This is a genomic window from Rathayibacter sp. AY1B8 (assembly GCF_002932775.1).
GTDB lineage: Bacteria > Actinomycetota > Actinomycetes > Actinomycetales > Microbacteriaceae > Rathayibacter.
Genome location: NZ_PSWJ01000002.1, coordinates 258,618 through 284,821, shown reverse-complemented (window position 1 = coordinate 284,821; position 26,204 = coordinate 258,618). Strand labels below are relative to the sequence as shown.

Here is a 26,204-nt window from a genome sequence, read left to right as displayed (position 1 = left end):
TTGCATCCCCCATGGCTACGACTGCGATGACCCTCGACTCCCACGACCAGACGATCGCCGACGGCATCGTCCTCATCGACTTCTGGGCCGACTGGTGCGGCCCGTGCAAGCAGTTCGCTCCGGTCTTCGAGGCCACGAGCGAGAAGAACGCCGACATCACGTTCGCGAAGGTCGACACGGAGGACCAGCAGCAGCTCGCCGCGAGCTACGGCATCTCCTCCATCCCCACCCTCGTGGTGTACCGCGACGGCATCCCGCTGATGGCTCAGCCCGGCGCCCTGCCCGCCCCCGCGCTCGACAACCTGATCGAGCAGGTCCGCGGCCTCGACATGGTCGAGGTGCGCCGCCAGTACGAGGAGGCGAAGGCCGCTCAGGAGGCCGGCGCCGCCCCGCAGGCCTGATCCACCCGGCGCCTCGACCCGCTCCTCAGGCGGGAGGCGCCCGCAGACGCACGAGAACCCCCGGCAGCCGTGAGGCCGCCGGGGGTTCCGTCGTTCCGAGCCGGGATCAGCCGGTGTTCTGCAGACCCGCCGCGACTCCGTTGACCGCGAGCAGGAGCAGCCGCTGGTTCTGCTCCGTCCCGGATCCGCCCGGGTCGGTGCGGAGCGCCTTCAGTGCGCGCAGCTGCAGGAGCGAGAGCGCGTTGACGTACGGGGTGCGCAGGCGCACGGCACGGCCGAGCACGCGGTGGCCCGTGAGCAGGCTCTCCTCGCCGGTGATCGAGAGCACCCACCGGCGGGTGAGCGCCATCTCGTCGAGCACGAGTCCGGCGAGGTCGTCGCGGGAGTCGAGGGCGAGGTAGCGGCGGGCGATGCCCTCGTCGGTCTTCGCAAGCGACATCTCGACGTTGTCGACCATCGTCGTGAACAGCGGCCAGGAGGCGTAGGCCTCGCGGAGCAGGTCGAGGTCGCCGACGGCCTCGAGCGCGCTGCCCAGCCCGAACCAGCCGGTCAGGTTGACGCGGGCCTGGGTCCAGGCGAAGACCCACGGGATCGCTCGCAGGTCCTCGAGCGACTCGACGGAGAGGCCGCGGCGGGCCGGACGCGAGCCGAGGGCGAGCAGGCCCACCTCCTCCTGCGGGGTGACCCGGGCGAACCACGGCGCGAAGCCGTCGGCCTTCACGAGCTCGAAGAAGCGGCGGCGCGACTCGCGGTCCATCGTCGCCGCCACCTCGGCGAAGCGCTCCGCGGCGCCCGCGTTGCGCTCGCCGACAGCGGGGGAGGAGGCGAGCAGCGTCGCTCCCGCCACCTGCTCGATGTGCCGGGTGGCGATGTCCGGGTTGCCGTAGCGGGCGAAGATGACCTCGCCCTGCTCCGTCAGCTTGAAGCGGCCGTCCACCGATCCGGGCGGCTGCGCGAGGACGGCCCGGTTGGCCGGCCCGCCGCCGCGGCCGAGCGCTCCGCCGCGACCGTGGAACAGCGTGAGCACGATGCCCTCGTCGGCCGCCCACTGCGCGATGCGCGCCTGCGCGTCGTAGAGCGCGAGCGTCGCCGAGACCGGTCCGACGTCCTTCGACGAGTCGGAGTAGCCGAGCATCACCTCGAGCCGGTTGCCGGTGGCCGCGAGGCGCGCCTGAACCTGGGGGAGGCGGATCATCTCGGCGAGGATGTCGGTCGAGGCGTCGAGGTCGGCGAAGGTCTCGAAGAGCGGGACCGCGTCGATGATCGGCGGCTTGCCGTCGGTCGCCGCCTCGGCCAGTTCGAAGACCGTCCGCAGGTCGTCGGCCGACTGCGTGAAGGAGACGATGTACCGCCTCGCCGCGTCGGTGCCGAAGCGCTCCTGGACCTTCGCGATCGCCCGGAACACCGACAGGACCTCGAGGCCGCGCTCGTCGAGCTCCTCGCCGGCGCGGATCGCGGCGATCGTCTCGCGGTGCACCTTCGAGTGCTGGCGCACCTCGATCTCGGCGAGGTGGAAGCCGAAGGTCTCGAGCTGCCAGACGAAGTCCTGGAGGTCGCCGTAGGCGGCGCGGACGTCCTCGGCCTCGACCAGGGACTCCTGGATGGTGCGCAGCTCGGCCAGCAGCTCGGCGGCGGCGGAGTAGGCCAGCGGCCCCTCGGACCGGGTCGCGGCCAGGCGCTCGGCCGCGAAGAGCAGGACGCGGCGGTGCGCCTCGTTGGGCGAGCGCTCGGCGATGTCGGCGGCGAGCTCGGGAGCCCGCTCGACGCAGGAGGCCCAGAGCGCCTCGACGGCGGCCGACGGGGGAGTGGTCGACGCGTCGAGGGTCAGCGCGCGGCCCACGCGGCGGGCGACCCGCTCGAGGCCCATGAGGACGTGCTCGGAGGCGATGTCCACCGCAGCGAGGGTCGTCTCGGCGGTGACGAAGGGATTGCCGTCGCGGTCGCCGCCGATCCAGGTGCCCAGGCGGACGAAGGCCGGTGCGACCGGAGCCCGGGTGCCCGAGCCCTCGCCGAGCAGAGCGTCGTCGAGGCGGCGGTAGACGCGGGGGAGCACCGAGAACAGCGACTCGTCGAAGACGCTCATCGCGGTGCGCACCTCGTCGAGGGGAGTGGGCTTGGACTCGCGCAGCGGAGCGGTGCGCCACAGCGTGTCGACCTCGGCCAGCAGCCTGCGGCGGATCTCCACCAGCACGACGCCGCCCATGCGCGGGTCGTCGCGCTGCTCGAGCAGGTCGCTGATGCGGCGGATGGTCGAGGCCACTGCGCGGCGGCGCGCCTCGGTCGGGTGCGCCGTGAGGACCGGGCGGAACTCCAGTCGGGACAGGCGCGCGAACGCCTCGTCCTCCCCGAGCTCCCCGGTCAGCCGGCGCATCGAGGCGAGGATCGAGTCCTCGGGCGACTGCGCGCCGGCGTCGGCCTCGCGCCGGCGCAGCACGCGGACGCGGTGGAACTCCTCCGCCACGTTGACGAGGTGGAAGTAGCAGGTGAACGCCCGGGCGACCTCCTCGGCGCGCTCGAGCGTGAGCGAGGCGACGAACTCCTCCGCCTCCGCGGTCCCGGCGGCGTCGCCGCTGTCGTAGGCGCTGATCGTGAGCGCGCGCAGGCGCTCCACGTCCTCGTAGAGGGAGGGCTCGCCCGACTCGCGGAGCACCTGGCCGAGCAGCTCGCCCAGCAGGTGGACGTCGGCGCGGATCCTCTCGTCGAGCGGAGGCGCGGTCGTCCCGTCGGCGGAGGAGGGGGCGGTGGCGGAGGCGGGTGCTGCGGTCGCGGCGGACGCGTCGGAGAACGGATGCACGGGAGAGACCTTAGCGGCGGTGCGTATCGAGCACATGACGCCTGCGTCACGATCCGAACTGGAATGATCGAGGGGTGACCGTGACAACCGCACCCCCCGCTCCAGCCGTCCAGACCGAGCAGGCGGCACCCCATGTCGTCGTGCTGTTCGGCGCCGTCGGCGACCTGGCCCGGCGCAAGCTCATCCCGGGGATGGCCCACCTCGCGCTCTCCTCCCTCGCACCGGACCTGCAGATCGTCGGCACCTCGCTCGAGGAGCACGACGACGCCTCGTTCCGTGCCTTCGCGAAGCTGGCCTACGACGAGTTCGGGAGCCGCTCCCTGACGCCGGCGCAGTGGGACGAGTTCGCGTCCAAGCTCCGCTACGTCCCGCAGTCCGCGGGCCCGGCCGCGCTGGCCGCCGCCGTGACCGACGCCGAGGCGGTCCTCGGCCCGGACGTGAGCCGGCTGCACTACCTCAGCGTCCCGCCCAGGGCCGCGCTCTCCGTCGTGCGGATGCTCGCCGAGGCCGGGCTGGTCGAGCGCTCGCGGATCATCATGGAGAAGCCGTTCGGCGTCGACCTCGAGAGCGCGGTCGTCCTCAACGCGGAGCTCCACGAGACCTTCAGCGAGGAGCAGATCTTCCGGATCGACCACTTCCTCGGCAAGGAGCCGGCGCAGAACATCCTGGCCTTCCGCTTCGCCAACGGCCTCTTCGAGCCGATCTGGAACCGCAACTTCATCGATCACGTCCAGATCGACATCCCCGAGCGCCTGACTCTCGACCGCCGCGCCGAGTTCTACGAGTCCACCGGCGCCTACAAGGACATGGTCGTCACCCACCTCTTCCAGGTGCTGGCGTTCATGGCGATGGAGCCGCCGACCGCGCTGGAGCCCCAGGCCATCAGCGAGGAGAAGAACAAGGTCTTCCGCTCGATGCGTCCGCTGAACCCCGAGAACGTGGTGCGCGGCCAGTACATCGGCTACCGCGACGAGCCGGGCGTCGCCGCCGACTCCGAGACCGACACCTTCGTCGCGCTGAAGTGCGAGATCGACAACTGGCGCTGGGCGGGAGTGCCGTTCTACCTCCGCACCGGCAAGCGGATGGCCGAGGGCCAGCGCATCATCTCGATCGCGTTCCGCGAGCCCCCGAAGAGCATGTTCCCGCAGGGCTCCGGAGTCGGTGCCCACGGCCCGGACCACCTCACCTTCGACCTGGCGGACGCCTCGAAGGTCTCGCTCTCGTTCTACGGGAAGCGCCCCGGTCCCGGCATGCGGCTCGACAAGCTGAGCATGCAGTTCGCGCTCCAGGAGACCGACCGCGCGGGCGACGCGCTCGAGGCCTACGAGCGCCTGATCCTCGACGCGATGCGCGGAGACCACACGCTGTTCACCACCGCGGAGGGCATCGAGCGGCTCTGGGAGGTCTCCGCGCCGCTCCTGCAGGATCCGCCGCCCGTCCGTCTCTACGCGCCCGGCTCCTGGGGGCCGAACGCCATCCACCAGCTGATCGCGCCGCACGCCTGGCGCCTGCCGTTCGAGCGGGTCTGGCGCGACAAGCGCTGACCACGCCGCCGTGCGCCCCGCCTAGGCTGGGCGCATGGCGCGCACCGGTGAGGACCGGATCTGGACGGTCCCGAACGTCCTCAGCTTGGTGCGCCTCGCCCTGGTGCCGGTGTTCCTCGTGCTCGTGGTCCTCGGCGAGGACGCGCTCGCGCTCCTGACCCTCGTGGTCTCGAGCCTCACCGACTACCTCGACGGCTGGATCGCGCGCCGCTTCGACCAGATGACGCGCCTCGGCCGCGTCCTCGATCCGGCCGCCGACCGCCTCTACATCTTCGCCACCGTCCTGGGCCTCGCGGCCCGCGGACTGGTGCCCTGGTGGCTGGTCGCCGTGCTGCTCGCCCGCGACCTGATGCTCGTGGTCCTGGCGGTCGTCCTGGCGAACAACGGCTACGGACCGCTTCCCGTGCACCACCTGGGGAAATTCGCGACCTTCTGCCTCTTCTACGCGCTCCCGCTGATCATGCTGGGGCAGGCGTTCCCGGCCCTCGCGCCCGCCTCGCTCCCCATCGCCTGGGCCTTCGCGCTGTGGGGCGCGTTCCTCTACTGGTGGGCCGGGATCGTCTACGCCGTCCAGACGCGGGACCTCGTCCTGGGGGTCCGCACAGGTGCTCAGGGGTCCGACGAGGGTCACGATTCGGATACGCTGACCTGATAGGAGGTACGTCTTGGTCGAGCCCGTCGGTGGAGCATCATCCGCCCAGCACAATTCCGTTCCCGGTGAGCCGTCGACGGAGACGACTCTGACGTTCACCGACGACATCGGTGCCCAGCTCGCCGCTCTCGACAACCGCGCGTCCCGCGAGGAGGCCGAGGCCGTCGGGGCTCTGCCCTCGGGATCCGCGCTGCTGGTCGTGCGCCGCGGACCGAACACCGGCGCCCGCTTCCTCCTCGACACCGACTCCACGACGGTCGGCCGTCACCCCGACGCGGGCATCTTCCTCGACGACGTCACGGTCTCGCGCCGGCACGCCGAGTTCGTCCGCCGCGGCACGGCGTTCGAGGTCCACGACCTCGGCTCCCTGAACGGCACCTACTTCGACGGGGTCCGGATCGAGTCCGCGATCCTCACCGACGGCTCCGAGGTGCAGGTCGGCAAGTTCCGACTCACCTTCTACGCGTCCCGCGCCGACCTCGTCGCCGCTCCGGACGCGTGAGCCGTGGGCCGCTCCTCCGCGCGCGCCCTCCCCACCGGCTCCGCCGCTCTGCTGAGCATCGGGCAGGTGCTGGCCAGGCTGACCAGTGAGTTCCCGGACGTCACCCCGTCCAAGCTGCGCTTCCTCGAGGAGCAGGGGCTCGTCTCGCCGGCCCGCACCGACTCCGGCTACCGCAAGTTCTCGGGCTCCGACGTCGAGCGGCTCCGGATGATCCTCGCTCTGCAGCGCGACCACTACCTCCCCCTCAAGGTCATCCGCGGATACCTCGACGACATCGACGCCGGACGCGAGCCCGCCCTGCCGGCCGGTGTCGGGGGTCCGAGCGCCTCGCTCCTCGGCCCCGCCACGCGGTTGACCCGCGAGGGCCTCGCGGCCGAGTCCGGTGCCACGCCCGCTCTCGTCCAGGAGGCCATCGCCGCCGGGCTCGTGCGGGGCGGGGACGTGTTCGGGGACGAGGCCGTGACGACGCTCAAGGCGCTCGTCGACCTCGGCCGATCCGGTATCGAGCCCCGCCATCTCCGACCGCTCCGCGTCGCCGTCGAGCGCGAGATGTCGCTCATCGAGAGCGTCGTCGCCTCCAGCGCCCGCCGCGGAGAGGCGTCCGGCTCCGCCGGCGCTGCCGAGAACGCGGTGGGGCTCGCGACCCAGCTGGGCACGATCCGCGGGGCGATGGTGCGCAGCGCCCTCTCGCGGATCGCCCGCTCGTGAGGGCCGCGCCGCCGGCCGTCGGGCGGCCCGTGCGACACGCCGCGGCGCCGAGGCCGATGTCGTTTACTCGGCCTGCGCCGGTCGGTACGGTAGGGAGCGCGTTCGGAGGATCCGGCGTCCGGATCCGAGAGGCACAGGGATGAGAGAAGTCAGCCGCGACGTCAGCGGCCAGCGCGACCTCGTCCTGTTCACCGACGGACTGCCCGAGCTCGACGCCGACGCGGGCTACCGCGGGGCCGTCGCGGCGCGCGCCGCGGGGATCACCTACCGGCAGCTCGACTACTGGGCGCGGACCGAGCTCGTCGAGCCCACCGTGCGCGGCGCGTCCGGCTCCGGAACGCAGCGCCTCTACGGCTTCCGCGACATCCTCGTGCTGAAGCTGGTCAAGCGCCTGCTCGACACCGGGATCTCGCTCCAGCAGATCCGCACGGCGGTCAACCAGCTCCGCGAGTCCGGGGTCGACGACCTCGCGCAGACGACCCTGATGAGCGACGGCGCGAGCGTCTACCTCTGCACCTCGAACGACGAGGTCATCGACCTGCTCAGCCGCGGCCAGGGCGTCTTCGGCATCGCCGTCGGCAAGGTCCTCCGCGAGGTCGAGTCGAGCCTCGTCGAGCTCGACCACCAGTCGGTCGACCCTGGCGACGAGCTCGCCCAGCGCCGCGCCTCCCGCCGCGTCGGCTGACCGCCCACCCCTCGCAGGTCGACCGCGGCCCCGGGGACTCCCGGGTCCCCTTCGCACGCTCAGCCGATCAGGAGCGGACCCGCCTGCAGCCGCGCTGTGCGAGCAACGGGCGCCATCCGAGTCTGACCGTGCTGATCGAGTGGCGGGCTCCTCCCACGCATCGAGAGTCCGCGCTGAACTCTGACGCCGAGCGTCCGCCGGCGCCGTCCCTGGCACTCATCGAGCATCGAGCATCGCCCGCGTCCCGAGAGCTCGAGCCGGAGAAGTCCGGCGGACCCGCCGGCCCTAGGTCGCGGCGGGGACCTGCTCGCCGATGCGTCCGGTGCGGATGACGCGGTCGAGCAGCAGGTCGAAGTTGTGCGCCATCTCCTGGGCGCTCTCCCCGGGCCAGACGTGGACGGGCTTCGCCGCGCCCTGCGCCTGCTGGAGGGAGGTGCGCTCCGGGAGCTGCGGGCTGAGGACGAGCGGCCCGAACATGTCGCGCAGCTCCTTGATCCGGAACTGGTGCTCCAGCGACTGGACGCGGGCGCGGTTGACGATGATGCCCAGCGGCTGGAGGCGCGGGCTGAGTCCGCGGCGGATCTCCTCGATCGCCCGGAGCGCCCGGTCGGCGGCGGCCACCGAGAACAGGCCCGGCTCCGTGACGACGGCGACGCGGTCGCTCGCGGCCCAGGCCGTGCGGGTCAGGGCGTTGAGCGACGGGGCGCAGTCGATCAACACGAGGTCGTAGTCGGCCTCGACGCTCGCGAGGGCCTCCTCGAGCTTCCAGATGTCGCGGATGCTGGGGTGCGGCCCGTCGAAGTTGATCGCGGAGGGGCTGCCGATCAGCACGTCGATCGTGCCGTGGTGCTCCTTGGTCCAGCCGGAGGGGGCTATCGCCGAGCGGACGATCTTCTCCTTCGGCGACGTCAGGACGTCGGCGATGTTGAGGTGGCCGGCGACGTTGATGTCCATTCCGGTCGACACGTCGGACTGGGGATCGAGGTCGACGACCAGCGTTCGCAGGCCCTTCGAGAACGCCGCGGATGCAAGGCCGAGCGTCACCGTGGTCTTGCCGACGCCGCCCTTGAGGGAGCTCACGCTGAGTACATGCATGGCTGACTACTTTACGTTCCTCCGGGCGGCAGAACCTAACCGTTCGCTGCACGCGCCGTCCGCGCCGCATCCGGAAGCGGGCCGCACTAGCAGTCGGAGCGCGCTCCGACCAAGCCGCCCGGCGCGATCCGGGCCCGCCGGTACACTCGTCCTGAGCGGAAGGAGGCTCGTTCGCATGGATGAGCGCAACGACGAACAGCCCGACACCGGCACCGGTCCCACGCCGCGGACCGCCATGGACGCGGCTCGGGAATCGGGTCAGTACTCCCCGCGAGCGAGCGACACCGCTCCGACCCTCCTGCCCGACGGCGTGCGGATCACCCCGCCCGGCCCGCGGCGCCGCTCCACCGCCCCTGCTCCGGTCGAGGACGAGGACGCGATCGACGTCGGCCGCCTCGGCCTGCCGCCCTCGCGCTCGCACGCTCTCGTGCCCCCGGAGCCGAGTCCTGCTCCGACCCCCTCACCGGCTCCCGCTCACCCGTCAGGCGCGAACGGACCGGTCTCGGCGGGGATCCCCGCCCGAGCGGAGTCCGCCGAGAAGCCCGCGGCGTCCGAGTCCGCGGGGGAGCCCGCCGCCGTCCCCACGCGCCGCGACCGCCTCCGCGCCGAGTCCTCGAGCGTCGCTCCCGCCCCGTCCGCGCCGAGCGCCGCCGTCCCCGAGTCGGCGTCGATGCTCACCCCGGACAGGCTGCTAGAGGTCAACCGCAAGACCCGTCCCGCTCCCACGGGCGGCTGGCACCGCTTCCTCTACGGCCTGACCTTCCACACGGTCAACCTCGGCGACTCCGCGAAGGTGAAGGCGTGGAAGGCGATGGACGAGCGGATCGGCCGGCAGTTCGAGGGCGGCACCCGCTTCGTCCCGGTCATGACCCGCAAGGGCGGCGTCGGCAAGACCACGGTCACGACGCTCCTGGGCATGGCCCTCGCCGACGCGCGCGAGGACCGCATCATCGCGGTCGACGCGAACCCCGACCGCGGCACCCTGGCCGAGCGCGTCCCCAAGCAGACGCGGGCGACCGTCCGCGACGTCGTGAACCGCGCGGCCGGCGTGACCGGGTTCACCGAGTTCTCGACGATGGTCTCCCGCGACGAGACCCGCCTCGACGTCCTCGCCTCCGACACCGACCCGCAGCTCTCCGAGGCCTTCGACGAGGACGACTACAACGTGGTCGCCGACCTGGTCGAGCGCTTCTACTCGATCATGCTCACCGACTGCGGCACGGGCATCGTGCACTCGGTGATGCGGCCCACGCTGCAGCGCGCCGACACGGTGGTGATCGTCTCGGGCGGCAGCGTCGACGAGGCCCGCCTGGCCTCCGAGACCCTCACCTGGCTGGACGCGAACGGCTACGGCGCCCTTGTGCGCAACGCTGTCGTCGCGCTCAACACGGCGACGCAGGGCACGAGCCTGGTGAAGCTGGAGGAGATCGAGTCGCACTTCCGCTCCCGCGTCCGCGACATCGTCCGGATCCCCTACGACCCGGTGCTCGCCGCCGGATCCGTGGTGAAGTGGGAGCAGCTGCGCGAGGGCACGAAGGACGCCGCACGCCTGCTCGCCGCGCTCGTGGTCGAGGGCATGCCGGTCCGACGTGTCTGAGCCCCGGGCTTCCGGGGCGGCGTCCGCCGCGCACCAGGACCGCACCGACGGACCCGACGCGTCCACCGACGCCTTCGACCTGATCGTCATCGGGGCCGGCTCCGGCAACTCGATCGTCGGTCCGGAGTTCGACGGCCTGCGGGTCGCGATCCTCGACGACGGGGAGTGGTTCGGCGGCACCTGCCTCAACGCCGGCTGCATCCCGACCAAGATGTTCGTCCATGTCGCCGACGTGGTCACCGACGTCGACCAGGGCGGCCCGATCGGCGTCCACTCCCGCCTGCGCCGCCCCGAGTGGGCCGAGGTGCGCGACCGGGTCTTCGGCCGGATCGACGCGATCAGCGAGGGCGGTTTCGAGTACCGCGATCAGCGCTCCCCGAACGTGACCGTCCTCCGCGAGAGCTTCGGCTTCGAGTCGCTCGGAGACGGCGACCGCCCGCACGTCCTCGTCAGCGCCAGCGGTGCCCGCATCAGTGCGCCGCAGGTGGTCGTGGCCGCCGGCTCGCGGCCCAGGCCGCTCCTCGCCGCGTACGAGCCGGACCCCCGCATCCAGGACTCCTCCTCCGTCATGCGGCTCGACGAGCTCCCCGAGCGGATGCTGATCCTCGGCGGCGGCGCGGTGGCCGTCGAGTTCGCCCACGTCTTCTCCTCCTTCGGCACGGCCGTGACCGTCGCCGTCCGCGGCGACCGCCTCCTCCGCGCCCTCGACGAGGACGTCTCGCGCCGGTTCACCGGGATCGCCGCCCAGCGGTACACGGTGCTCACCGGAGTGAGCGCCGAGAGCGTCGACGCCCGCCCTGACGGGCTCCGCGTCGCCCTCAGCGACGGCACGACAGTCGAGACCGACCTGCTGCTCGTCGCGCTCGGCCGCGACCCCAACAGCGACACGGTCGCCGCCGCCTCCGTCGGGATCGATCTGCACGAGGACGGCCGGATCAGCGTCGACACCGAGCAGCGCGTCCTCTCCGGCGGACACCCCGTGCCCGGCCTCTTCGCCCTCGGCGACGTGTCGTCCCGCTGGCAGCTCAAGCACGTCGCCAACCACGAGGCGCGCCTCGTGGCGCACAACCTCCTGCACCCGGGAGAGCTGCTCTCCGACACCCTCTCGCCGGTGCCCGGCGCGATCTTCGCCCACCCGCAGATCGCCCACTTCGGGCTCACCGCGGCCGAAGCGCGGGACCAGGGCCTGGACGTCGTCACCGTCACCCAGGAGTACGGCTCCACCGCCTTCGGCTGGGCGCTCGAGGACGACTCCAGCGCCTGCCTCCTGGTCGTCGGACTCGACGGCACCCTCCTCGGCGCGCACATCATCGGGCCGCAGGCCAGTATCCTCATTCAGCCGCTCGTCCAGGCCGCCAGCGCCGGCACCGGCATCCGCGGACTCGCCCGCAGCCAGTACTGGCCGCACCCCGCAGCGAGCGAAGTCGTCGAGAACGCCCTCCTGAGCGCGGAGGAGGCCCTGAGGGAGCGCACCACATGACCGAACGCCAGATCCGCATCTTCGGGGACCCGGTGCTGAAGACCCCGTCCACGACCATCGCGACGGTCGACGCCGGCGTCCGCGGCCTCGTCGAGGACCTCGTCGACAGCGTCCGCCCGCCCGGACGCGCCGGCGTCGCAGCCCCCCAGATCGGCGTCAACCTCCGCGCCTTCAGCTACAACGTCGACGGCGTCATCGGCTACATCCTCAACCCCGAGATCATCGAGCTCAGCGGAGACCCGCAACCGGTCGACGAGGGCTGCCTCTCCGTCCCGAACCTCTGGTACCCCGCGATCCGCTACCCGCACGCGAAGGTCCGCGGTACCGACCTCGACGGCAACGAGATCGTCCTCGAAGGCGACGGCCTCATGGCCCAGGCCCTCCAGCACGAATGCGACCACCTCGACGGACGCCTGTACCTCGACCGCCTCTCCAAGGACGACCGCCGCGCCGCCATGAAGGCCGTCCGGGAATCCGACTGGTTCTGAGTTCGATTCCGGGCCGGTCCCTGCCCGGCCCGGCGCGGTCGGCTTGTCGAGGTGGGCGCGTTCTGTGGAGCGTCGTGCGTTCCGCCGACGGGAAAGCGCTGGGACGCGCTTTCCCGGATACGGCTGTGTTGGTGGGGAGCCGGTCCTTGCCCGGCTCCACGCAGTCGGCCGCTCGAGGTGGGCGCGTTCCGTGGAGCGTCGTGCGTTCCGCCGACGGTGAAGCGCTGGCACGCGCTTCACCGGATACGGCTGTGTTTTGGGGAGCCGGTCCTTGCCCGGCTCCGCGCGGTCGGCCTTTCGAGGTGGGGAGTTTCGTGGAGCGTCGGGCGTTCCGCCGACGGGAAAGCGCTGGGACGCGCTTTCCCGGATACGGCTGTGTGAGGGGGAGCCGGTCCTTTCCCGGCTCGGCGCGGTCTGCATCGCGACGTGGGCGCGACGAGGAGAGCGTCGGGCGTTCCGCCGACGGGATAGAGCTGGGCGCGCTGTCCCGGAGGCGGCTGCGATCGGGACGGCCTGCTGGTAACGGCAGGAGAGCGCGGGGTCAGCGGAGGGAGATGCCCTCGGTGGCGGGGGCGGCGGAGTAGACGGCGGCGATGGTGTCGGCGAAGTCGGCGAGGATGACGTTGCGCTTGATGCTCATCTTCGGAGTCAGGTGACCGCTCGCCTCCGTGAACTCGGTCGGGAGGATCACGAACTTCCGGATCGACTCGGCGCGGGACACGCGCTCGTTCGCCGCATCGACGGCCCGCTGCACCTCGGCCAGAACGACCGGGTTCACGGCCGCGTCCTCGAGTGAGAGGCCCTTGTCCTGCCCGTTGTTCGCGAGCCACGTCGGCAGCATCTCGGAGTCGAGCGTGACAAGAGCGGCGATGAACGGGCGCTGATCGCCGACGACGACGACCTGGCCGACCAGCGGGTTCGCGCGGATCGGATCCTCCAGCGCCGCCGGAGCGACGTTCTTGCCGCCGGCGGTGACGATGATCTCCTTCTTCCGCCCGGTGACGCGCAGGTACCCGTCCTCGTCCAGGGTTCCGAGGTCGCCCGTGCGGAACCACTCGCCGTCGAAAGACTCGGCCGTCGCCGCCTCGTTGTTCCAGTAGCCGCCGAAGACGTCGATGCCGCGCACCTGGATCTCGCCGTCGCCCGCGATCCGGATCGAGACCCCGGGCATCGCCGGGCCCACCGAGCCGATCTTGAACCGCTCGGTGCGGTTGACGGTGGCGGGCGCCGTCGTCTCCGTGAGGCCGTAACCCTCGAGGATCTTGATGCCGAGGCTGTGGAAGAAGTGCCCGAGCCGGTCTCCCAGCGGCGCCGAGCCGGACACGGCGAAGCGGACGTTCCCGCCCATGGCGGTGCGCAGCTTCGAGTAGACGAGCCGGTCGAAGAGGAGGAACTGCAGCTTCAGCGCGAGCGGCACCGAGCCCGCCTCGAGCGCCATCGAGTGGGCGACGGCGACGTCGGCCGCGCGGCGGAAGATCTTCCCCTTCCCCCCGGCCTCGGCCTTCTGCTCGGCGGAGTTGTAGACCTTCTCGAACACGCGCGGCACGGCCAGGAGGAACGTCGGCTTGAAGGACGCGAGTGAGGGGAGCAGCTGCCTGGTGTCGGCCTGGTGCCCCACCTTCACCCCGCCGTGCACGCAGAGGATCGCGATGAAGCGGGCGAACACGTGCGCCGTGGTGATGAACAGCAGCGTCGACGCGCCGGGCTGGTGGATCAGCTCCGTCAGGGCGACCGCCGAGTTGCGGCTGAGCTCGACGAAGTTCGAGTGCCGGATGATGCAGCCCTTGGGGCGGCCGGTGGAGCCGGAGGTGTAGATGATCGTCGCGATGTCGGTGCCGGTCGCCAGCGAGCGGCGGCGCTCGATCTCGGCGTCCGGCACGTCGACGCCGCGCGCGACGAGCTTGTCCAGATCGCCCAGCCCGATCTGCCAGGCGAGTCGGACCTCGGGAAGGTCGGCGCGGATCTCGTCGAAGCGGGCGAAGTGCTCGGGGGTCTCGACGATCACGGCGTGCGCGCCGGAGTCGGCGAGGTTCCACTGCACCTGCGCGGGGGAGGAGGTCTCGTACACCGGGACGAGGATCCCGCCGGCGAACCAGACGGCGAAGTCGATCAGCGTCCACTCGTAGCGCGTCTTGCAGATCAGCCCGACCTTCTCGCCCGGCTCGAGGCCGGCGGCGACGAAGCCCTTCGCGAGGGCCGTGACCTGGTCGAGGAACTCCTGCGCCGTCACATCGCGCCATCCGTCGCCGTCGGGCAGCGCGAAGAGCGGGCGATCGGGCGTCTCGCGGACGCGGTCCAGCAGGAGGGCGGTCGTGTTGGCCTGGGGATCGGCCGGAACCACCAGGGGGGAATCGAACTGGTCCACGGCAACTCCTTCGGTACCTGAATGAACGTCGTCTCCACCCTACCGGCGCGGCGCAAGCTGTGGATCCGTTCAGGGTAACGATCCAGGGGTGGCTCCGCGAGGAGGGCCGACACGCGTCGCCGGGTCTCGCCGCTGAGCCGCATCGGAGCGCTCGCGGTCACTACACTCGTCCTGGCCGCCGCTCAGGGCGGCCCGCCGACGCTGCCGCGCCGGTGGCGACGGGAAGGCGGTTCGCGTGCACGCGATCGGGATCGACATCGGCGGCACGAAGATCGCCGGAGCCCTGGTCGACGAGTTCGGGGGGATCCTCCGCGAGGACCGTCGGCCCACGCCCGCCGGGCACCCCGAGCTGATCGTCGACGTCGTGGTCGAGATGGTCGAGCATCTGCGCTCCGGCCTGCTCCCGGGAGACGTCTCCGCGGTCGGAGTCGCGGCCGCCGGCTTCATCGACGCCTCGCAGTCGATCGTCTACTACGCCCCGAACATCAACTGGCGCAACGAGCCCTTCCGCGAGAAGCTCTCGGCCCGCATCGACCTGCCGATCATCATCGAGAACGATGCGAACGCCGCCGGCTGGGCCGAGTTCCGCTACGGCTCGGGCCGCCTCGTCAGCGACATGCTGATGCTCACCATCGGCACCGGAGTGGGTGGCGCGATCGTCATCAACGACCGGCTCCTGCGCGGCGGCTTCGGCGCCGCGGCCGAGATCGGGCACATGCGCGTCGTCCCCGGAGGCCTGCCCTGCGGCTGCGGCGCCCGCGGCTGCATCGAGCAGTACGGCTCGGGCCGCGCGCTCCAGCGCTTCGCCGGCGAGCTGGCCGACGCGGGCGGGATCGGCCAGGGCATCGCCGACGCCCGCGCCCGCAACGGCGGCGAGCTGAACGGCCACCTCATCTCCGAGCTGATCACCGCCGGAGACCTCGGCGCCCTCGCGGCGCTGCGCCAGCTCGGCCACTGGCTGGGCGAGGCGGCGGCCAGCCTGAGCGCCGTCCTCGACCCGCAGATATTCGTCATCGGCGGCGGAGTGGCGCAGGCGGGCGACCTCCTGCTGGACCCCATCCGCCAGGCCTACCTCGACAACCTCCCCGCCCGGGGCTACCACCCCGAGCCCGAGTTCCGCATCGCGGAGCTCGTCAACGACGCCGGAGTCGTGGGGGCCGCCGACCTGGCGCGCCTGCACGCGAGCTCCCTCTAGCGGCACCCGCCGCACCCGATCCGCCGCACCGCCGAGGAGCCCGATGTTCTACTGGTTCATGAAGCACATCGTCGCGGGCCCGCTCCTGAAGACGATCTTCCGGCCGTGGGTGGTCGGCGCCGACAAGGTGCCGCAGAACGGCGGCGTGATCCTCGCGAGCAACCACCTCTCCTTCATCGACTCCGTGATCCTCCCGCTGGTGATCGAGCGGAACATGGTCTTCCTCGCCAAGAGCGACTACTTCACCGGCAAGGGCCTCAAGGGCTGGGCGACGCGGACGTTCTTCACCGCCACGGGGATGCTGCCCATCGACCGCTCCGGTGGCAAGGCGTCGGAGGCCTCGCTCAACACGGGCCTTCGCGTCCTCGCGGGCGGCCACGCCCTGGGCATCTATCCCGAGGGCACGCGCAGCCCCGACGGCCGCATGTACCGCGGCCGCACCGGTGTCGCGCGCATGGTCCTCGAGGCCCGCGTGCCCGTCATCCCGGTCGCCATGATCGACACCGCGCGCATCATGCCCATCGGGAAGCGCCTGCCGAAGCTGGGCCGCATCGGCATCGTCTTCGGGGAGCCGCTCGACTTCAGCCGCTTCGAGGGCATGGAGGGCGACCGGTTCATCCTCCGCTCGATCACCGACGAGATCATGTACGAGCTCCTCGCCCTGAGCGGCCAGGAGTACCTCGACGTCTACGCGACCTCGGTCAAGGAGAAGCGCGCGGCCCTCACCCGCTGAGCGCGCGCTCGACGCCGGGGCCCCCTCCCGGCCGAGCGCTCTGCCAGGCGATAAGCTCGTCAACCGCTGCCGTCCGTCCGGACGGCGGCCCTCCGCGCGCCGCTGGCGCCCGTCAGAACCGGGAACACCCTCGTGGTCATCGATCCGAACGAACCGTACGTCCTCGCCGCCCCCTCCGTGGTCGCCGGCCTGGACTATTGGCGCGAGCTCGAGATCAAGCAGCAGCCGCAGTGGCCCGATGCGGAGGCCGTGCGAGCGGCGTCCGCCGAGGTGGCCGCGCTCCCTCCGCTGGTGTTCGCCGGCGAGGTGGACCAGCTGCGCGAGCGTCTCGGAGCCGCGGCCCGCGGCGAGGCGTTCCTCCTGCAGGGCGGCGACTGCGCCGAGACCTTCGCCGGAGCGACCGCCGAGCAGATCCGGAACCGCGTCAAGACCGTGCTGCAGATGGCCGTCGTCCTGACCTACGGCGCGAGCATGCCCGTCATCAAGATGGGCCGGATGGCCGGCCAGTTCGCGAAGCCGCGCTCGAGCGACCTCGAGACCCGCGGCGACGTGACCCTGCCCGCCTACCGCGGCGACATCGTCAACGGCTACGACTTCACCCCGGAGTCGCGCGCCGCGGACCCGCGCCGCATCGTGCAGGGTTACCACACCGCCGCCTCGACGCTGAACCTCATCCGCGCCTTCACGCAGGGCGGATTCGCCGACCTGCGCCTCGTCCACTACTGGAACAAGGGCTTCACCGAGAACCCGCAGAACCAGCGCTACGAGCAGCTGGCCCGCGAGATCGACCGCGCGGTCAAGTTCATGGTGGCGTGCGGGGCCGACTTCGAGGGCATGAAGCGCACCGAGTTCTACACCGGCCACGAGGGCCTGCTGATGGACTACGAGCGCCCCATGACGCGCATCGACTCGCGGACCGGCACGCCGTACAACACCTCCAGCCACTTCATCTGGATCGGCGAGCGCACCCGCGAGCTCGACGGCGCTCACGTCGACTTCCTGTCGCGGGTGCGCAACCCGATCGGCGTGAAGCTCGGCCCGTCGACCACGCCCGAGACGATGCTCGAGCTGATCGACAAGCTCGACCCCGAGCGGGAGCCCGGTCGCCTCACCTTCATCACCCGCATGGGTGCCGGGAGGATCCGCGACGCCCTCCCGCCGCTGCTCGAGGCCGTCAAGCGGAGCGACGCCCTGCCGCTGTGGGTGACCGATCCGATGCACGGCAACGGGCTGACGACGCCGACCGGCTACAAGACCCGTCGCTTCGACGACGTGGTCGACGAGGTCAAGGGCTTCTTCGAGGCGCACCGCGCCGCGGGGACGCACCCGGGCGGCATCCACGTCGAGCTCACAGGCGACGACGTCACCGAGTGCCTCGGCGGCTCGGAGCACATCGACGAGGCGACGCTCGCCACCCGGTACGAGTCGGTCTGCGACCCGCGCCTCAACCACATGCAATCGCTCGAGCTCGCGTTCCTCGTGGCGGAGGAGCTCCGGGGCCGCGCGATCTGATCCGACCCCGACCGCCGGTCGAGTCCTCGTTGAGGGCTCGACCGGCGGCGTCAGGTCGTGATGGTGATCGACAGCTGGATCGTCGTGCCGCGCTGCACGAGATCGCCGGCCTTGTTGGACTGGTTCGTGACCTTGGTCAGCTCGTTCGGCGCCGCGTCGATCAGCGGGCCGAGCGTCGTCAGGGAGTAGCTCCACGACAGGTCCGCCGCCTCGAGGGCCGCCTTCGCCTCGTCGCGGTTCATCCCCACGACGTTCGGCACGGCGACGGGCTCGGGCCCCTTCGACACGACGACCGAGACGGTGTCGCCGGTCACGGCGGGCGCCTCCGGGTTCGCCTGCGTGAGGACGACGCCCGCGGCCACGGTGTCGCTCCAGTCCTCGCCGCTGCGGTCGAGGGCGAGACCGGCCGCCTCCGCCTTCGCCGTCGCGTCGTCGATCGAGAGGCCGACGACGTTCGGGATCGGTCCGAGACTCACCACCATCGCGATGGTGCTGGTCTCGGACATCGTCTCGGGCAGCGCCGATCCGTCAGGCAGCGAGGCGGAGACGACCACACCCGCGTCGACGTCGGCGTCGAAGATCTTCGAGACGTCGCCGACGGTGAAGGAGCCGCCCGTCACCGCGGCGGCAGCGTCGGCCTCCGAGAGGCCGGCGAGCGACGGGACCGGCAGCTGGCGCGGCCCGCTCGAGACGGTCAGCGTGATGACGGAGCCCTTGTGCACCCCCTGCCCGCCGGGCGGATCGGAGCTCACCACCGTCCCTGCGGGCACGGTGAGGTCGGGCGTCTCCTGCGGCTGCACCTCGAAGCCCTGCGCCTGCAGCTGGGCCGTCGCGTCCTGCTGCGACTGGCTGACGACGTCCGGGATCGACACGATCGCGCCGGGTCCCTCGCCGAACCACCAGGCCGCCCCGCCGCCGATGAGCGCCAGGAGGAGGACGACCACCGTGAGCAGGACGCCGCGGCGCCGTCGGACGCGGCGCCTGCTCGCGAGCCGGGCGACGGTGTCGTCGTCCTCGTCGACCACGAGCACCGCTCCGGGGGCCGGCGCCGGGTCGAAGACCGAGGTCTGCCCGGGCTCCGCCGTATCGAAGACGGCCGTCGCGGGCGCCGGATCGGCGACGGGCGCCGGGAGCGGGGTGACCGCCTGCGTGTCGCCGCGGCGGTCGCTCGGTGTGATGCCCATGAGCCGCTCGGCCTCGAGCAGCTGCGCGAGCATGACACCGGCGTCGCGGGGCCGCATGTCCGGGTCGCGCTCGGTCGCCCAGAGGACGAGCTCGTCGAGCGAGGTGGGGACGGAGGCGACCGTCGCGCTGGGGTACGGGACGGAGTCGTTCGCGTGCTGGTACGCGATCTGCATCGGCTGCTCGCCCGTGAAGGGCTGCTCTCCGGTGAGCATCTCGTAGATCATGATCCCGATGGCGTAGATGTCGCTGCGGGTGTCGGCGGTGCCCCGCGTGACCAGCTCGGGGGAGAGGTAGGCGATCGTGCCGAGGAGGGCCTGACCGGAGGCGGTGTTGGCGGAGGCGGCGCGCGCGAGGCCGAAGTCGCCGATCTTGATCCGGCCGTCGTCGGCGAGGAGCACGTTCTCGGGCTTGAGGTCGCGGTGGAGGATCCCGGCGCGGTGCGCGGCGGCGAGACCCGAGAGCACGGAGTGCATGATGTCGACGACCTGCTGGGCGGTCAGCCGGCCGCGCTCCTTGAGCAGGTCGCGCAGGGTGATCCCGGGGAGGTACTCCATCACCAGGTAGGCCATGTCCGAGTCCTGGCCCTGGTCGAAGACGCTGACCACGTTCGGGTGGGCGAGACGGGCGGCGGAGCGCGCCTCCTGGACGAAGCGGTTCTTGAACGTCGCGTCGTCGGAGAGGTGGCCGTGCATGACCTTCATCGCCACGCGGCGCTCGAGGCGCTGATCGTGCGCGAGGTAGACCGTCGCCATGCCGCCGCGGGCGATCCTCGAGCGCACCTCGTACCGGCCGTCGACGAGACGGCCGAGGAGGGGGTCGAGCTGGCTGGTGGTCACGCGACGAGTCTAGGCAAGACCCCCGGGGGAACCGGTGAGCGACGCCCGGGCGGAGCAGGACGGGCCCGACTCCTTCTCCGGGGCGCCCGCAGTTGGCGGCCCTCCGGGCTCGTGGCAGTCTTGACGCGTGACCGACTCGTCCGCTTCCCCCGCCACCTCGACCGATTCCGAGCTCGAGTGGCTGACCGTCCCCGACCTCGTGGAGCTGACCGGGCTCGGCGCCGGCCGGGTCCGCCGCCTCCTCGAGGAGCGCCACCTGCTCGGCACCCGCCGCGACGGCGTGCTGAAGGTCCCCGCCCTCTTCGTCCGCGACGGGGAGCCGATGAGCGAGATCCGCGGCACCGCGATCCTGCTCGCCGACTCCGGCTTCACCGACGACGAGGCGGTCGACTGGATGCTGACGGTCGAGGAGAGCCTGGGCACGAGCCCGATCGTCGCCCTCCGCGCCGGGCGCAAGGCCGAGGTCCGGCGGGTCGCCCAGGCCCTGGCCTGATCCCGCCGGTCCGCTCCTAGGAGGTGCGGACCGTGACCTGGGCGGCCAGCTCGCGCAGCTCCCTCACGCCCTCCGTGCGGAGCGGCGCGTCGGGGAGGACCGCGATCGCCGCGGCCACCTCCTGGTCGATGCGCTCCTCGAGCCGCTCGAGGGCGCCGCTGCCCGCGATGATCTCCTGCGCCCGCGCGATGGACGCCGCGTCGGCGTCGCTCCGGCCCACGACCGCGTCGAGCTCGGCCCGCTCGCCCGGCGAGCACGCGCTTCGGGCGAGGCCGAGCAGCACGGTGCGCTTGCCCTCCCGCAGATCGTCGCCGGCCGGCTTGCCCGTCACCGCCGGGTCGCCGAAGACCCCGAGGACGTCGTCGCGCAGCTGGAAGGCGATCCCGACCGGGAGCCCGAAGCGGCGCAGGGCGTCCAGCTGCGCGTCGTCGCCGCCGGCGAGGGAGCCGCCGATCACCAGCGGCGCCTCGATGCTGTACTTCGCGCTCTTGTAGACCACCACCCGCTCCGCCCGCTGCAGGTGCTCGTGCTCGGGGTGCTGCACCCATGCGCTCTCCTCGAGGATGTCGAGGTACTGGCCCAGCGTGACCTCGGTGCGCATCAGGTTGAACTCCGCGCGCGCGCGCTCGGCTGCGACTCGATCCCCGAGCGACCACTCCGCCGCGGCGAAGATCTCGTCCGACCAGACCAGGAGGAGGTCGCCGAGGAGGATCGCGGAGGAGCGGCCGAACTCGTCGCGGTCGCCGGTCCAACCGCCGTCGGCGTGGAAGGAGGAGAAGCGCCGGTGGGCCGCGGGAGCGCCGCGGCGGGTGTCGGAGTTGTCGATCACGTCGTCGTGGACGAGGGCGGCGGCGTGGAACAGCTCCAGCCCGGCGCCCACCCTCGCGATCGGATCGGAGCCGCTCGGATGGGCCTCGCTCGAGGTGCTCGACACCGCGTTCCAGCCCGCCTCGCAGAAGCGCGCGCGGAACCGCTTGCCCCCGCTGAGAAAGTCCCGCGAAAGGTCGCCGAGGGCGGAGACGTCCTCTCCTATGGAGCGCAGAATTGGCGTGCGCCCGGTGAGGAATTCATCGATTCGGAGCTGGACGCGATCGACCAGTCGAGAGCTGTGGTTCACCCGACCAGCCTATGCACCGAAGGTGCCTGGTGCCTGCGTCGGGCTCGGTCTACACTGAAGCGCCGCCCGACCGGTCGAGCCCAGACGCCGCCTATTCCGGTGCCGATCCCCGAAAGGGTCGACGCCACACCCTGAAGGGGTCACGATGCCGCTTTCGGAACACGAGCAACGGCTCCTCGATGAGATGGAGCGGAACCTCTACCAGAACGACGCCGATTTCGTGGCGGCGGTCGGCAAGGGGCGCGGCGGCACCAACTACCGGGCCCTCGTGCTCGGCATCCTGCTCGGCATCCTCGGTCTCGCCGTGCTCGTCGCGGGCGTGGTCGTGCGCCAGCCCCTCGTCGGCATCCTCGGGTTCGCCTTCATGCTCGGCGGCGTGATCGTGGCCATGCGCCCGGCCGCCGGCGGCGCCGCCGAGCCCGGCCTGCCCGACGTCGGCCGTCCGTCGAAGCCCCGCTCGGGCAACCGCCAGGGGTCCGGCTTCATGGACCGACTGAACGACAGATGGGACAACCGCGGAGACGGGCGCGGCTAGCCCCCCTCCGCTCCACCATAGGGTCGATCCTCACGGATCGGCCCTTTTTTCGTGCCCGCGGCCTCCCTCCAGCGACCTTCCCCCTCCACTTCGCCCCACTGTCGCGATTCCGCGGAAACACGCGGATGACCGGGGCCTCTCCGGCGCGCCCCGCGCCGCGCCGGGGTTGTGAGTGGGGGGAAGTGGAGTACTGTGGAGGACACACCATCCTTGGCCGGAAGAAGTGGGGGGCAGTCCGTGTTCCTCGGCACCTATTCCCCCAAGCTCGACGAGAAGGGCCGCGTGATCCTCCCCGCCAAGTTCCGCGACGAGCTCTCCTCCGGAGTCGTCGTCACGCGCGGCCAGGAGCGGTGCCTGTACGTGTTCAGCCAGGCCGAGTTCGAGGTGATGCACGAGAAGATCCGGCAGGCGCCGGTGACCAGCAAGCAGGCGCGGGACTTCCTCCGGGTGTTCCTCTCGGGCGCGAGCGCCGAGACGCCGGACAAGCAGAACCGCGTGACTCTCCCGGCTCCGCTGCGTGCGTACGCGGGCCTCGTCCGCGACCTCACCGTCATCGGAGCGGGCAACCGCGCCGAGATCTGGGCGCAGGGCGCCTGGGAGACCTACCTGCAGGAGCAGGAGTCCGTGTTCTCCGACACCCAGGAGGAGGTGATCCCCGGCCTGTTCTAGGTCCTGTCGCGCGACTCCCAGCCACTCGGCGCCCGGACGCACCTTCCCCGGTGTCCGGACGCGAGGTGGATGGGGATCGGACGACAGGAACGGGAACGGCGGGACCGCCATGGCAGAGAACACTCCGAAGGGCGCTCCGCGCCCGACCGAGGAGCGGCACCTCCCGGTGCTGCTCGAGCGCTGCGTCGAGCTCCTGGCTCCGGCGCTGGAGCGCGACGGGGCGGTCGTCGTCGACGCGACGCTCGGCATGGGCGGGCACTCGCTCGCGCTGCTCGAGCGCTTCCCCGGCCTGCACCTCGTGGGCCTGGACCGCGACCCCGAGGCGCTGCAGCTCGCGGGGGAGCGGCTCTCCGCCCACGCCTCCAGGATCGACCTCGTGCACGCCGTCTACGACGAGTTGCCCGACGTGCTCGACGAGCTGGGCATCGACACGATCGACGGTGCGCTCTTCGACCTCGGCGTCTCCTCGCTCCAGCTCGACGAGACCGAGCGCGGCTTCTCCTACTCCAAGGACGCGCCGCTGGACATGCGGATGGACTCGACCGCCCCGCTCACGGCGGCGAGCATCCTCGCCGAGTACGACGAGACCGCCCTGCGCCGCATCTTCCACGAGTACGGCGAGGAGCGCCTCGCCGCGCGCTACGCCAAGAAGATCGTGGAGGCCCGCCGCGACGCTCCGCTGGAGCGCTCCGGCCGTCTCGTCGAGATCATCCAGGCGGCGACCCCGGTCGCGATCCAGCGGAACGGCCACCCCGCCAAGCGCGTCTTCCAGGCGCTGCGGATCGAGGTCAACCAGGAGCTGTCCGTCCTCGAGCGGGCGATCCCCGCCGCCCTGGGCCGGATCAACGAGGGCGGGCGGATCGTCGTCGAGGCGTACCAGTCGCTCGAGGACCGGATCGTCAAGCGCGCGCTCCAGGCCGCGTCCTCCTCCACCGCCCCGGCCGGCCTCCCGATGGAGCTGCCGGAGCACCGACCCGAGTTCCGACTCGTCATCCGCGGAGCCGAGCTCGCCTCCGACGACGAGAAGGCCCGCAACCCCCGAGCGACACCCGTGCGTCTGCGCGCGGCCGAGAGGATCAGGAGCACCGCATGAGCGCCACCGCCGTCATCGACCCCGCCGTCATCGACCCCGCCGTCATCGACCCCGCCGTCATCGACCCCGCCGTCATCGACCCCGCCGTCATCGACACCGCCCGCCGAGCACGCCCCGAGGAGGAGGCGCCCCGCCCCCGCATCGAGGCCGTCCCGGCCGGTCAGGCGCAGTCGCGCCCGAAGCTCGTCTACGGGATCGTCGCCGTCGCCGGCCTCTTCGCGATCATCGTCGTCCAGCTCCTGGTGAGCGTCGGCCTCTCGCAGGGGGCCTACCAGATCTCGGCGCTGCAGACCGAGCAGAAGTCGCTCACCCGCAGCAACGCGGAGAAGCAGGACGCCGTCGACACGCTGAGCTCGCCGCAGAACCTCGCCACCGCCGCTCAGGGCCTGGGCATGGTCGCCAACACCGCGCCGGTCTACCTCCGCCTCTCGGACGGCGCCGTGCTGGGCGACCCCTCCTCCGCCGCGTCGAGCGAAGTCGCGGGCACCGCCTCCGCGCCGCTCGTGCCAAACGCCCTCGTCCCGGCTCTCCAGCCCGGCGCGAGCGCGTCCTCCCCGGCTGTCGACGGTGCGGCCGTACCGTTGCAGGGCGAGCTGCCCGCGCCCATCACGCACTGACGCACGGCGTCGCGGTCCGCCTCCGCGCGGGCACCCGCCCCGCGGGGCGCACGACGACCATCCGGACCCGACGAACGGCGGCCCGCCCGCCCGGAGCAAGAAGGACACCGCCGCAGTGAGACACCACCGCTCGAGCAGACGCCGCACGGCCGTCACGTTCGTCATCATCGTCGCCGTCGTCGGACTCTTCATCGGCAAGCTGGTGGACATCCAGATCGTGCGGGCGAACGAGCTCACCGATGCGGCCGCCCAGAACCAGTCGAACAGCGTCGTCACCTACGGTCAGCGCGGCCCCATCGTGGACCGCTCCGGGACGGTGCTCGCGGACACCACCACGCGCTACCGGCTGACGACCTCGCCGAAGAACGTGGCCGAGTTCCCGCGCGAGCTGGGCGAGGACCAGAAGGTCATGGTCAGCGTGCAGCAGGCCGCCTCCGAGATCGGCGCGATCACCGGGCAGTCGGTCGAGCAGATCACCGGAGCGGTGGACGCCGCGCTCGCGAAGGACGCGAAGGCCAACTACCTGATCCTCTCGGAGGGGCTCGACCTCGAGGCCTACCAGAAGCTCGTCGCGCTCGACATCCCGTGGACCTACTTCGAGACCCAGCAGGGACGCAGCTACCCCAACGGCGCGGTGGCCGGCAACCTCGTCGGCTACGTCGGGGCGGACGGAGCGGCCCAGGAGGGCATGGAGTACGCGGAGAACACCTGCCTCGCGGGGCAGAACGGGTCCGAGAGCTACGAGCGCAGCGCCGACTACGTCCGGATCCCGGGCAGCACCGTCTCGGAGACCCCGGCCGTCGACGGCGGGACGCTGAAGCTCACCATCGACTCCGACCTCCAGTACTACTCCCAGCAGGTCCTCTCGCAGCGCGTCGCCGAGGTCGGCGGCAGCTACGGGATCGTCGTCGTGCAGGAGGTCAAGACCGGCAAGCTGCTCGCCGTGGCCGAGACGCCGACCGTCGACCCCAACAACGTCGAGGCGAGCGCCTCCGCAGACCGCAGCTCGCGCGCCTTCCGCGCGCCGTTCGAGCCGGGCTCGACCTTCAAGCCGATGACGGCCGCGATGCTGATCGACCAGGGCCAGGCGGGCCCGACGACCCAGGTCGTCGTCCCGGACTCCTTCGAGAAGGACGGCGCCTCGTTCAGCGACGACTTCGCGCACACCCCGACGAACTACACGCTGACCGGCATCCTCAAGGACTCGTCGAACGTCGGCATCTCGATGCTCGGCTCCCGCCTGTCGGCCCAGACCCGCTACGACTACCTGCAGAAGTTCGGTCTCGGCACGCCCACCACGAGCGGCTTCCCCGGCGAGGAGGGCGGCCTGCTCGCCGACTACCAGGACTGGGACAACCAGACGAACTACACGACGATGTTCGGCCAGGGCGTCTCGGCGACCGCGGTGCAGGTCGCGAGCATCTACCAGACGCTCGGCAACGGCGGAGTGCGGCTCCCGTCGCAGCTGATCGACGGCTGCACCACGGCCGACGGCTCCGTCGTGGACGTCCCCGATGCGACGGGCACCCAGGTGGTGTCGAGCTCGGCCGCGAAGCAGGTCGTCGACATGCTTCAGACGCACTACAACGAGGGCTGGCTGGCGAACGACATCCACGTCGACGGCTACAACATCGCCACCAAGACCGGTACCGCGCAGCAGCCCGACGGGAAGGGCGGTTACTCGAAGAGCTACACCGTCTCACTCGCCGGGCTCGCGCCTGCGGAGGACCCGGAGTACGTCGTGACGGTCACCATCGCCGATCCGGTTAAGATGAACACGTCCCAGGCGACGGCTCCCGTCTTCCAGCAGGTCATGACGCAGGTGCTCAAGACCAACCGGGTGGAGCCGTCCACGGTGCCGCCCGTCGAGTACCCCACGACGTGGTGAGCCCCGCCGGGACCACGATC

At 71.6% G+C, this 26,204-nt stretch carries 23 protein-coding genes; 18 read left to right on the top strand and 5 right to left on the bottom strand.

Annotated elements, in window-relative coordinates; genetic code table 11:
- Positions 1 to 11 precede the first annotated feature (11 nt).
- A complete protein-coding gene (gene trxA / locus C5C63_RS02915; RefSeq protein WP_104225382.1) occupies positions 12 to 401 on the top strand; it encodes a thioredoxin in 390 nt (129 codons plus the stop codon).
- Between the two features lie 106 nt (positions 402 to 507).
- Here trxA and C5C63_RS02910 read toward each other — a convergent pair whose 3' ends face one another.
- The gene (locus C5C63_RS02910) at positions 508 to 3,231 is read right to left on the bottom strand and encodes a phosphoenolpyruvate carboxylase (protein ID WP_104325457.1); all 2,724 of its coding nucleotides are present in this window, start codon (positions 3,229 to 3,231) and stop codon (positions 508 to 510) included.
- A gap of 44 nt (positions 3,232 to 3,275) precedes the next feature.
- Here C5C63_RS02910 and zwf point away from each other — a divergent pair, with 44 nt between their 5' ends.
- The 5 genes from zwf (at position 3,276) to C5C63_RS02885 (ending at position 7,286) form a co-directional block, all read left to right on the top strand.
- A complete protein-coding gene (gene zwf, locus C5C63_RS02905) occupies positions 3,276 to 4,739 on the top strand; it encodes a glucose-6-phosphate dehydrogenase (protein ID WP_104225448.1) in 1,464 nt (487 codons plus the stop codon).
- 34 nt (positions 4,740 to 4,773) lie between these two features.
- Entirely contained in the window at positions 4,774 to 5,391 is a 618-nt protein-coding gene (locus C5C63_RS02900) for a CDP-alcohol phosphatidyltransferase family protein (protein WP_104295637.1), read from the top strand.
- A gap of 13 nt (positions 5,392 to 5,404) precedes the next feature.
- Positions 5,405 to 5,893, top strand: a complete 489-nt coding sequence (locus tag C5C63_RS02895) for an FHA domain-containing protein (RefSeq protein WP_104222573.1) — start codon at positions 5,405 to 5,407, stop codon at positions 5,891 to 5,893.
- Positions 5,894 to 5,896: 3 nt separating this feature from the next.
- A complete protein-coding gene (locus tag C5C63_RS02890; protein WP_104222574.1) occupies positions 5,897 to 6,601 on the top strand; it encodes a MerR family transcriptional regulator in 705 nt (234 codons plus the stop codon).
- 139 nt (positions 6,602 to 6,740) lie between these two features.
- Entirely contained in the window at positions 6,741 to 7,286 is a 546-nt protein-coding gene (locus tag C5C63_RS02885; protein ID WP_104222575.1) for a MerR family transcriptional regulator, read from the top strand.
- Between the two features lie 285 nt (positions 7,287 to 7,571).
- Here the strand turns inward: C5C63_RS02885 and C5C63_RS02880 are convergent, their stop codons facing one another.
- A complete protein-coding gene (locus tag C5C63_RS02880; RefSeq protein ID WP_104222576.1) occupies positions 7,572 to 8,381 on the bottom strand; it encodes a ParA family protein in 810 nt (269 codons plus the stop codon).
- A gap of 175 nt (positions 8,382 to 8,556) precedes the next feature.
- On the opposite strand from C5C63_RS02880, the gene C5C63_RS02875 reads away from it, so the two are divergent.
- Genes C5C63_RS02875 through def form a run of 3 tightly spaced genes read left to right on the top strand, consistent with a single transcriptional unit; the run spans position 8,557 to position 11,946 of the window.
- Positions 8,557 to 9,978, top strand: a complete 1,422-nt coding sequence (locus tag C5C63_RS02875; RefSeq protein ID WP_258062898.1) for a MinD/ParA family protein — start codon at positions 8,557 to 8,559, stop codon at positions 9,976 to 9,978.
- Positions 9,971 to 11,458, top strand: a complete 1,488-nt coding sequence (locus C5C63_RS02870) for a mycothione reductase (protein WP_104325456.1) — start codon at positions 9,971 to 9,973, stop codon at positions 11,456 to 11,458. The genes C5C63_RS02875 and C5C63_RS02870 overlap by 8 nt, the downstream gene beginning before the upstream one ends.
- A complete protein-coding gene (def, locus tag C5C63_RS02865) occupies positions 11,455 to 11,946 on the top strand; it encodes a peptide deformylase (protein ID WP_104295639.1) in 492 nt (163 codons plus the stop codon). The genes C5C63_RS02870 and def overlap by 4 nt, the downstream gene beginning before the upstream one ends.
- 541 nt (positions 11,947 to 12,487) lie before the next feature.
- On the opposite strand, the gene C5C63_RS02860 is transcribed toward def, so the two are convergent.
- Positions 12,488 to 14,311 (bottom strand): long-chain fatty acid--CoA ligase, encoded by a 1,824-nt coding sequence (locus C5C63_RS02860; RefSeq protein ID WP_104247148.1) that lies wholly within the window; start codon positions 14,309 to 14,311, stop codon positions 12,488 to 12,490.
- Positions 14,312 to 14,546: 235 nt separating this feature from the next.
- On the opposite strand from C5C63_RS02860, the gene C5C63_RS02855 reads away from it, so the two are divergent.
- From C5C63_RS02855 to C5C63_RS02845, 3 genes are all read left to right on the top strand, one after another.
- Positions 14,547 to 15,506, top strand: coding sequence for an ROK family glucokinase (locus C5C63_RS02855; protein WP_104325455.1), 960 nt, complete (start codon positions 14,547 to 14,549; stop codon positions 15,504 to 15,506).
- 43 nt (positions 15,507 to 15,549) lie between these two features.
- A complete protein-coding gene (locus C5C63_RS02850; RefSeq protein ID WP_104222581.1) occupies positions 15,550 to 16,239 on the top strand; it encodes a 1-acyl-sn-glycerol-3-phosphate acyltransferase in 690 nt (229 codons plus the stop codon).
- A 177-nt stretch (positions 16,240 to 16,416) separates the two neighbouring features.
- Positions 16,417 to 17,751, top strand: a complete 1,335-nt coding sequence (locus C5C63_RS02845; protein WP_104222617.1) for a class II 3-deoxy-7-phosphoheptulonate synthase — start codon at positions 16,417 to 16,419, stop codon at positions 17,749 to 17,751.
- Positions 17,752 to 17,801: 50 nt separating this feature from the next.
- Here the strand turns inward: C5C63_RS02845 and pknB are convergent, their stop codons facing one another.
- Positions 17,802 to 19,772: a Stk1 family PASTA domain-containing Ser/Thr kinase gene (gene pknB, locus C5C63_RS02840; RefSeq protein WP_104325454.1), complete on the bottom strand. Its 1,971-nt coding sequence runs from the start codon at positions 19,770 to 19,772 to the stop codon at positions 17,802 to 17,804.
- A 127-nt stretch (positions 19,773 to 19,899) separates the two neighbouring features.
- Here pknB and C5C63_RS02835 point away from each other — a divergent pair, with 127 nt between their 5' ends.
- Positions 19,900 to 20,265: an Rv2175c family DNA-binding protein gene (locus tag C5C63_RS02835; RefSeq protein WP_104325453.1), complete on the top strand. Its 366-nt coding sequence runs from the start codon at positions 19,900 to 19,902 to the stop codon at positions 20,263 to 20,265.
- A gap of 16 nt (positions 20,266 to 20,281) precedes the next feature.
- Here C5C63_RS02835 and C5C63_RS02830 read toward each other — a convergent pair whose 3' ends face one another.
- Positions 20,282 to 21,382, bottom strand: coding sequence for a polyprenyl synthetase family protein (locus C5C63_RS02830; protein ID WP_104325452.1), 1,101 nt, complete (start codon positions 21,380 to 21,382; stop codon positions 20,282 to 20,284).
- Positions 21,383 to 21,527: 145 nt separating this feature from the next.
- Between C5C63_RS02830 and C5C63_RS02825 the strand changes: the two genes are divergently transcribed.
- The 5 genes from C5C63_RS02825 to C5C63_RS02805 all read left to right on the top strand — a co-directional run bounded on the left by C5C63_RS02825 (position 21,528) and on the right by C5C63_RS02805 (position 26,184).
- Positions 21,528 to 21,917 (top strand): DUF3040 domain-containing protein, encoded by a 390-nt coding sequence (locus tag C5C63_RS02825; RefSeq protein WP_104295641.1) that lies wholly within the window; start codon positions 21,528 to 21,530, stop codon positions 21,915 to 21,917.
- A gap of 237 nt (positions 21,918 to 22,154) precedes the next feature.
- Positions 22,155 to 22,586: a division/cell wall cluster transcriptional repressor MraZ gene (mraZ, locus tag C5C63_RS02820; RefSeq protein WP_104325451.1), complete on the top strand. Its 432-nt coding sequence runs from the start codon at positions 22,155 to 22,157 to the stop codon at positions 22,584 to 22,586.
- A gap of 109 nt (positions 22,587 to 22,695) precedes the next feature.
- Positions 22,696 to 23,679 (top strand): 16S rRNA (cytosine(1402)-N(4))-methyltransferase RsmH, encoded by a 984-nt coding sequence (gene rsmH, locus C5C63_RS02815; RefSeq protein ID WP_104325450.1) that lies wholly within the window; start codon positions 22,696 to 22,698, stop codon positions 23,677 to 23,679.
- Entirely contained in the window at positions 23,676 to 24,296 is a 621-nt protein-coding gene (locus tag C5C63_RS02810; protein WP_104325449.1) for a hypothetical protein, read from the top strand. The genes rsmH and C5C63_RS02810 overlap by 4 nt, the downstream gene beginning before the upstream one ends.
- Before the next feature lie 115 nt (positions 24,297 to 24,411).
- Complete coding sequence (locus C5C63_RS02805) at positions 24,412 to 26,184, top strand: penicillin-binding protein 2 (RefSeq protein ID WP_244229623.1); 1,773 nt, start codon at positions 24,412 to 24,414, stop codon at positions 26,182 to 26,184.
- Positions 26,185 to 26,204: the final 20 nt, after the last annotated feature.

What these genes read in the sequence shown, in the direction of transcription:
- trxA (WP_104225382.1), top strand. Translation starts at nt 12, where the DNA reads ATGGCTACGACTGCGATGACCCTCGACTCCCACGACCAGACGATCGCC.
- C5C63_RS02910 (WP_104325457.1), bottom strand. Translation starts at nt 3,231, where the DNA reads ATGTGCTCGATACGCACCGCCGCTAAGGTCTCTCCCGTGCATCCGTTC.
- C5C63_RS02900 (WP_104295637.1), top strand. Translation starts at nt 4,774, where the DNA reads ATGGCGCGCACCGGTGAGGACCGGATCTGGACGGTCCCGAACGTCCTC.
- C5C63_RS02885 (WP_104222575.1), top strand. Translation starts at nt 6,741, where the DNA reads ATGAGAGAAGTCAGCCGCGACGTCAGCGGCCAGCGCGACCTCGTCCTG.
- C5C63_RS02880 (WP_104222576.1), bottom strand. Translation starts at nt 8,381, where the DNA reads ATGCATGTACTCAGCGTGAGCTCCCTCAAGGGCGGCGTCGGCAAGACC.
- C5C63_RS02875 (WP_258062898.1), top strand. Translation starts at nt 8,557, where the DNA reads ATGGATGAGCGCAACGACGAACAGCCCGACACCGGCACCGGTCCCACG.
- def (WP_104295639.1), top strand. Translation starts at nt 11,455, where the DNA reads ATGACCGAACGCCAGATCCGCATCTTCGGGGACCCGGTGCTGAAGACC.
- C5C63_RS02850 (WP_104222581.1), top strand. Translation starts at nt 15,550, where the DNA reads ATGTTCTACTGGTTCATGAAGCACATCGTCGCGGGCCCGCTCCTGAAG.
- C5C63_RS02825 (WP_104295641.1), top strand. Translation starts at nt 21,528, where the DNA reads ATGCCGCTTTCGGAACACGAGCAACGGCTCCTCGATGAGATGGAGCGG.
- rsmH (WP_104325450.1), top strand. Translation starts at nt 22,696, where the DNA reads ATGGCAGAGAACACTCCGAAGGGCGCTCCGCGCCCGACCGAGGAGCGG.
- C5C63_RS02810 (WP_104325449.1), top strand. Translation starts at nt 23,676, where the DNA reads ATGAGCGCCACCGCCGTCATCGACCCCGCCGTCATCGACCCCGCCGTC.